The organism is Eudoraea sp., from assembly GCF_049665975.1.
GTDB lineage: Bacteria > Bacteroidota > Bacteroidia > Flavobacteriales > Flavobacteriaceae > Eudoraea.
The window spans coordinates 1-6852 of the sequence record NZ_JBATGR010000364.1 but is presented as its reverse complement, the minus strand read 5'-3'; the positions used below and the strand labels follow the sequence as shown (position 1 = coordinate 6852).

Sequence of the window (6852 nt, the reverse complement as noted above, 5' to 3'; positions counted from 1 at the left end):
CGAGCTGAGGTTTGCACTTTATCCGGAAGGATCTTAAAATTGGTAAGCTTATAGAGTCGGCTTGTGAATTCATTATCCTCATATATTTTGTAACTCTCATCATAGCCACCTGAAGAATGGAATAATGCTTTAGTGATAAAAAGGGATTGATCTCCACCTCTGCATATCTTATGATTTATTCTGCTAAACCAGGAAAAGAAACTCAAAAAACGACTATTGCTATCAAATTTCATCCTAAAACATCCGGCTTCATTCCCTTTTTGAATAGCATCCAGGATTATTTTGTCAAAGTTTTTTGGAGGAAAAGTGTCTACGTGCAGAAAGTATAGTATTTCACCTGCGGCATGTTTAACGGCATAATTCATCTGTTTTGCGCGACCTTTTTCAGAACTGAGTACAACGGCATCAAATTTTGAAGCGGCCTCTATTGTTCCATCAGTACTACCACCATCTACTACAAGAATCTCTTTAATATTGGACGAACTTCCATTTTTCTGTAGATACGCTAAAAGCTTAATTATATATCGCTCTTCATTCAGAACAGGAATAATAATACTTATTGTAGGGTTATTGCTTAATTTCATTTAAACTCCAATTGTATTTAAGATATTCAATTTTCACATCAGTATTAATGGGTGATTTTAAATATTGGTTCAAATAAACTATCAGGGAACCGTTATTTTCAAAATCTTTTTTATACCATTTAAAGATCTTGGACAATGCTACTTTATTTTTAGATATTTTATTTCGGCTGGGGTCATTTACAAAGTCTTTCGAAGCCTTATCCAATTGTTTATCCAACTTTCCTTCAGTATAGGCTTCGTTTAGTAATTTTGGACATGAATACGAAGCACAGTTGATCGCAAAATGAATTCGGGGTTCATTCATCTTTCTTAAGACCTTATGCTCTATTTCTCCCAATGAAATGAATTCTCCTCCATATTTGATCCACGCTTTACCCCAGGGTTTGTTTATGTCTGTTATGCTAGCCAAAGGATAATTATCCAAAATTAATTTAACTGTGGCGGCATTGTAAAGATTTATATAGTATGCCAGTTTTTTTTCTCTGGACCAGTTTTCATTTACCGTATCCCTGCCCAATTGCTCTAAGTACCGGTTTAAAACTTCGGATTCCTTCTTAAATCCTTGATAATTTACATTGCCTTTCTCGTCAACGAAGCTATGCAGCAATCTATCCCAGTTTTTGTGGTCTGCTTCTCCACATATCTGTTCACTTGAGATCGGATCTAAAACTAATGCGTCCTGCACTAGTGAAATGGGCTGGAAAAGACAGCATAAAAGAAGGAAATTTATTTGGAGCATTGCGTATTTTATAACTTTAGTTGAATTAGTAGTTTAAACCTTACATCAAATCTCAATTACTTTGCGAAAGGAAATTAATGGTTCCAATTAATAAAGGTGATGCACTTAATTTATGATAATGTAGTATTACCATTGAATGCGATACCAGTAAAACTCATAATTCTCTTATCAATTCCATAAATAATTTTATCATTTTGGGTTCGGTTTCTTCTGCGACTTTAATTATTTCGGCAATATGAATGGGCTTAAGATTGTCGGGATTGCATTCATCAGTAAGTACGGACACGGCTACTACTGGAAGATTTAAATGGTTGGCTACAATTACTTCAGGAACTGTGCTCATACCAACCGCATCTGCCCCTATAGTTCCTAACATCCGATATTCCGCCTTGGTTTCCAATTGAGGCCCAACGACAGAAGCATACACACCACTATGTAATGTAATATTTTCGCGGACTGCAATTCCTTTAATTTTTTTACACATTTCCATATCATATGGCTGGCTCATATCCACAAAACGCACCCCAAAGTTGGCAACATTTTTGAATGCCAAAGGAGACCCACCCTGCAGATTAATATGATCTTCGATAAGCATGATATCCCCTTTTTTATAGCTTAGGTTAATAGCCCCAGCAGCATTAGAGATAAACAACTTTTTTATTCCCAGTTCGTGCATGACCCTTATGGGATAGGTAACATCATCAAACTGATATCCCTCGTAAACATGAAAACGACCTTGCATAACCACTACTTTTTTATTTTCGAGAGTGCCATAAATAAGCTTACCACTATGGAATTCAACGGTAGCCAAAGGGAAAAATGGAATGTTATGGTAATGGGCTACAACGCCAGATTCTATATGGTCTACCAATCTGCCAAGTCCTGTGCCTAGTACAATCCCTATTTCAGGACTTTCAAAGCCTTTGTTTCTAAGGTAAAGAGATGATTCTTCCAACTGTTTTTTAGTCATAGGCTTAAATTTTTACAAAGGATTGAAAAACATCAAACTCTTTTAAATCTTCGTAGACGTCAATATCATTTTTGATTTGCAAGAGTTGTACCTCTTTATGGGTTAAGTTACTGAGCGTATCTTCCAGGACAGTTTCTGTGCCCCAGTTCTTGTTTAGGAAAATTTCATGGTTCAATGTCTTCATTCCTATTAGATAGTAACCGCCATCCGCTGCCGGACCTATTGCAAAATCAGAATTCTCCAAACCATTAAAACCTGCTTCAATGGTTTCACTATTTAAATCATAAATATCACTTCCTATTATGATTATCTTTTTATAACCCTTTTGAAATCCAGATTTAAAAGCATTATACATTCGTTCTCCCAAATCATTTCCTTCTTGCAACTGTTTTGCGTAATTGTCTTTATCCCATAAATCATTTTCGGGTATTTCTTCTGAATAATAAACTTCTTTTGAACAATTAAGGTTTTTTGTAATCTCGGCCGTATGCCGCAGTAAGATCATATAAATATCCAATGCCGCCTGATCTCCTAGTGTCGCGGCTAATCTTGTTTTGCACTTTCCTAATTTGGGGTTTCGGGTAAAAATAAGTAATAATCGGTCTTTTTTTTCTTCCAAAGTCATGAATGAATTAATGCTAATATACTTTTTCTGCCTTGGTCAGATATTTCCCCCATAACTTACCATATGCGTGTACTTTTTTGGTTTTTTCACCCTTAGTATTATAAACAGGATACCCCTCATTGGTCCATTCAAAAATACCTCCATATAAATTCTTCGTATTGAAATAGCCAGATTCTAAAAGTTCTTCGCCAATATTCTCAGACCTAACCCCAATAGAACAATAAATAACAATGTTTGAATTTTTATTGGGATATTTATCTACAACTTCTGCCAATTTAAAACCATCATAACCCACCCAAACGGCATCTTTTAAATGACTTACCTCATATTCTTCCCATTCTCTGGCGTCTAGAATAATTTGGTTCTCAAAATTTTGCATTTCCGTTACCGAAATGTAAGGAACACTTTCACTGTTGTACCAATCCAGAGCCTGTTCTATAGAAGATTGGGCGTTAGCCGAGAGAAGTAGAAAAAAGAAACATGAACATTTGATAAAAAGATGCATCGCTATGAATTATATCCAGGTGTAAAGATACTCATTTGAGTAAAAAATTATCCTATATGACGGTGGTTTTCAGGTCAAATAAATAAAATGTATTTTTATAAAAATCAACTATTGGATATGAGAAATTATATCGTATTTAGCGTTCTGAGTATACTATTTTTTTCATTTTATTCCTGTAAAATCAAAGAAGAAGAAAAAAATACAGAAATGGTGTCTATACCAGAAACAACTTTTTTCAAAGAGCCATACAGACCACAATTCCATTTCTCACCAACAGAGATGTGGATGAATGATCCTAATGGACTGGTTTATAATGACGGGATATATCATCTTTTCTATCAGTATCACCCTGAAGATATTGTATGGGGCCCTATGCATTGGGGTCATGCTACAAGCAAGGACCTGGTATATTGGGAACATAAGCCCATTGCTTTATTTCCGGATGAGAATGGATATATTTTTTCAGGCAGTGCTGTTCTTGATAAAAATAATACATCTGGTTTGGGTACCTCGGAAAATCCACCTTTGGTGGCCGTATTTACATATCACAATATAAATAAGGAGAAAGATGGTTCTAATGATTTCCAAACTCAAGGGATAGCATATAGTTTGGACAATGGGGGGTCATGGTTGAAATATCAGAATAATCCCGTTCTGGGAAATGATGGGATTCGCGATTTTAGGGATCCAAAAGTCTTTTGGCATGAAGCTACTCAAAGTTGGATTCTGGTATTGGTTGCAGGAGACCACGCCAAAATTTATAGATCTGCCGACTTAATTTCCTGGACCTATCTAAGTGAATTTGGAAAAGAATCAGGGGCGCATGGAGGGGTATGGGAATGCCCTGACCTTTTTCCATTAAAAGTTTCCGGTTCAGGGGAGGAAAAATGGGTGCTCATAATTAGTATAAATCCTGGGGCGCCTAACGGGGGTAGCGGCACTCAATATTTTATCGGGGAATTTAACGGGACCACATTTACATCCAATCAAAATGCGGAAAAATGGCTAGATTGGGGAACCGATAATTATGCGGGGATAACGTATAATAATGAACCAAATAATGAGCGGATATTTATTGGCTGGATGAGTAATTGGGGCTACGCACGTGATACACCAACAAAAGAATGGCGAAGTGCAATGACCGTTCCAAGAAATTTATCGCTTATAAAAGTGGGCGATTCATATGAATTGGCAAATTACCCCCTGGTTGATTTTGGAACCGTCTTTAAGTCGGAAATTAAAAATGACCTTGAATTGGCAGCGGGCGAGTCAGAAACTATCGCTTTTGACAATTATAATGAGTCGGAAGTAAGGTTTAAAACCACGAATCGAAATTTTGAAATTTCTTATAATAATAGCTTGGGTGAAGAACTGGTATTGACCTTAGATGGGGATCAGGAATGGTTTTTATTAGATCGAACTAAGTCGGGCAAAACCGCGTTTAATGAAGAGTTTGCAAAAAGTCTTCAAAAAATGCCTGTTAAGAACTTGCCTGAGGGGGAATTTGAAGTGCGGGTTTTGATGGATTGGTCCTCAATAGAAGTCTTTATAAATAATGGGCAATATGTGATGACTTCACAAATATTTCCCAATGAATCGTATACAAACCTTATGTTCAAGAACCCTTCTTCCTCAGTATTGACTATTAATGCATTAGAAGTAAACAGGGCAGAATCTATCTGGTAGGGATTCAGGCATTTTCATTTAAGATTCCATACATAAGCCCTCGCAATTCCGCGAGGCCTTTGAGACGTCCTATGCCCGAATAGCCCGGATTTGTCTTAATATCCAGGTCATTTAACAACTGTTGTCCATGATCCGGACGCATAGGTAATTGTTTGTTTCTTTTCTCCTGTAATTGAAGGATTTCCTTCACTACTCCATACATTGGCACATCACCTTCTAAATGGCAGGCCTCATAAAAGTTGCCATCCGCATCCCTGCGGGTACTTCTAAGATGAATAAAGTGGATGTGATCTCCATAGTCCTTTATGATTTGTACCAGGTTATTATCGTCCCTTACGCCAAGGGAACCGGTACAAAATGTAATTCCATTATTAGGGCTGTCGTTTTCTGATAGGATTCGCTTTATGTCCGCAGCCGTACTCATAATTCTTGGCAGACCGAGTATGGGATAGGGTGGATCGTCGGGATGTATAGCGAGAAAAACATTATTTTCTTCCGCCACAGGAAGTACTTCATTTAGAAAAAGGCGCAGGTTTTTTTCCAAAGTTGGAGCATCAATATTTTGGTAACTATCTAATGCTTCCTGAAACTCCTCCAGGGTATAACCTATCTCTGCCCCGGGAAGATTATCTAAAATGGTTCTTTTGAGTTTTTCAATTTCTGTTGCGCCTAAATTTTCGTAATAAGTTTTGGCCTTTTTAATAATTCCGGGAGGATAAGATTCCTTAGCCCCCTGTCGCTTTAAAATAAAACAGTCGAAGGCGGCCAATGCCCTTATCTCAAAGTTTAATGTTTTTGCCCCATTGGGAAGTTCATGATCTAGCTCTGTGCGTATCCAATCCAGGATGGGCATAAAATTGTAGCAGATAATGTTTATACCTTCTGATGCAAGATTTTTGATAGTTTCCTTATAGTTATCTATAAGTTTCTCAAAATTTCCACTTCGAGTTTTAATGTGTTCATGAACAGGAACACTTTCTACAACAGACCATCTTAGACCTGCATCTTCTATAATTTTTTTACGTTCGCGTATGGCCTTTCTTTCCCATACTTCCCCATTTGGAATTTCATGCAAAGCTGTCACAATACCAGTTGCTCCTGCCTGTCTGATATCACTTAAGGTTACTGGGTCATTAGGCCCGTACCATCTCATTGTTTGTTCCATTGACTTCATACGCCAGAATATGCATTAAACCCGCCATCTACCGGAATAATTGTCCCGGTTACAAATTTTGAGGCATCGCTGCAAAGCCATTGCAGAACCCCGAAGAGTTCATCAGGATTACCAAATCTGCCCATTGGGGTATTCTCAATAATTTGTCTGCCACGTTTTGTTAATTGGCCGTCTGTCTCGGTAAGTAAAGTTCGGTTTTGCTCTGTTAAAAAGAAACCGGGTGCAATTGCGTTAACTCTTAAATCTGCACTGTGTTTGTTGCAAAACTCGATAGCCAACCATTTGGTCAGGTTATCAATAGCCGCCTTCGCAGAACCATAACCCAATACCCTGGTTATGGGCCTTTGAGCGGCCATGGAAGAAATATTAATAATACTTCCTTTTAAATCTTTTAGAAATAAGGGCAGAAATGTTTTTATTGGGAGGAAGGAACCCATATAATTTAGTTCCATAACTTTATTTAATTCATCTATCCTCGCATCCAGTATGGTCTGCTCCGGAGTGATTACTGCCCCTGCCATATTCCCGCCTGCCAGGTTAACCAGGACATCTATTTTTCCATATTCATG

8 protein-coding genes are annotated in these 6852 nt (G+C 37.5%); 1 reads left to right on the top strand and 7 read right to left on the bottom strand.

Going from position 1 to position 6852, the window contains the following annotated elements; translation table 11 throughout:
• From WBN20_RS12415 to WBN20_RS12395, 5 genes are all read right to left on the bottom strand, one after another.
• On the bottom strand, positions 1-584 hold a 584-nt coding region (locus tag WBN20_RS12415), incomplete at its 3' end, for a TIGR04283 family arsenosugar biosynthesis glycosyltransferase (RefSeq protein WP_424281918.1).
• Entirely contained in the window at positions 568-1269 is a 702-nt protein-coding gene (locus tag WBN20_RS12410; RefSeq protein ID WP_424281917.1) for a DUF547 domain-containing protein, read from the bottom strand. The genes WBN20_RS12410 and WBN20_RS12415, both read right to left, overlap by 17 nt.
• 208 nt (positions 1270-1477) lie before the next feature.
• On the bottom strand, positions 1478-2293 hold the full coding sequence (locus tag WBN20_RS12405; RefSeq protein ID WP_424281916.1) for a purine-nucleoside phosphorylase: 816 nt from the start codon (positions 2291-2293) through the stop codon (positions 1478-1480).
• Positions 2294-2297: 4 nt separating this feature from the next.
• Positions 2298-2918 (bottom strand): TIGR04282 family arsenosugar biosynthesis glycosyltransferase, encoded by a 621-nt coding sequence (locus WBN20_RS12400; RefSeq protein WP_424281915.1) that lies wholly within the window; start codon positions 2916-2918, stop codon positions 2298-2300.
• A gap of 13 nt (positions 2919-2931) precedes the next feature.
• Positions 2932-3423: a rhodanese-like domain-containing protein gene (locus WBN20_RS12395; protein ID WP_424281914.1), complete on the bottom strand. Its 492-nt coding sequence runs from the start codon at positions 3421-3423 to the stop codon at positions 2932-2934.
• A gap of 117 nt (positions 3424-3540) precedes the next feature.
• On the opposite strand from WBN20_RS12395, the gene WBN20_RS12390 reads away from it, so the two are divergent.
• On the top strand, positions 3541-5109 hold the full coding sequence (locus tag WBN20_RS12390) for a glycoside hydrolase family 32 protein (RefSeq protein ID WP_424281913.1): 1569 nt from the start codon (positions 3541-3543) through the stop codon (positions 5107-5109).
• 4 nt (positions 5110-5113) lie between these two features.
• On the opposite strand, the gene uxuA is transcribed toward WBN20_RS12390, so the two are convergent.
• Both uxuA and WBN20_RS12380 read right to left on the bottom strand, forming a co-directional pair.
• On the bottom strand, positions 5114-6274 hold the full coding sequence (gene uxuA / locus WBN20_RS12385) for a mannonate dehydratase (RefSeq protein WP_424281919.1): 1161 nt from the start codon (positions 6272-6274) through the stop codon (positions 5114-5116).
• Positions 6275-6279: 5 nt separating this feature from the next.
• Positions 6280-6852 (bottom strand): SDR family oxidoreductase (locus WBN20_RS12380; RefSeq protein WP_424281912.1); only part of this gene is annotated, 573 nt, incomplete at its 5' end.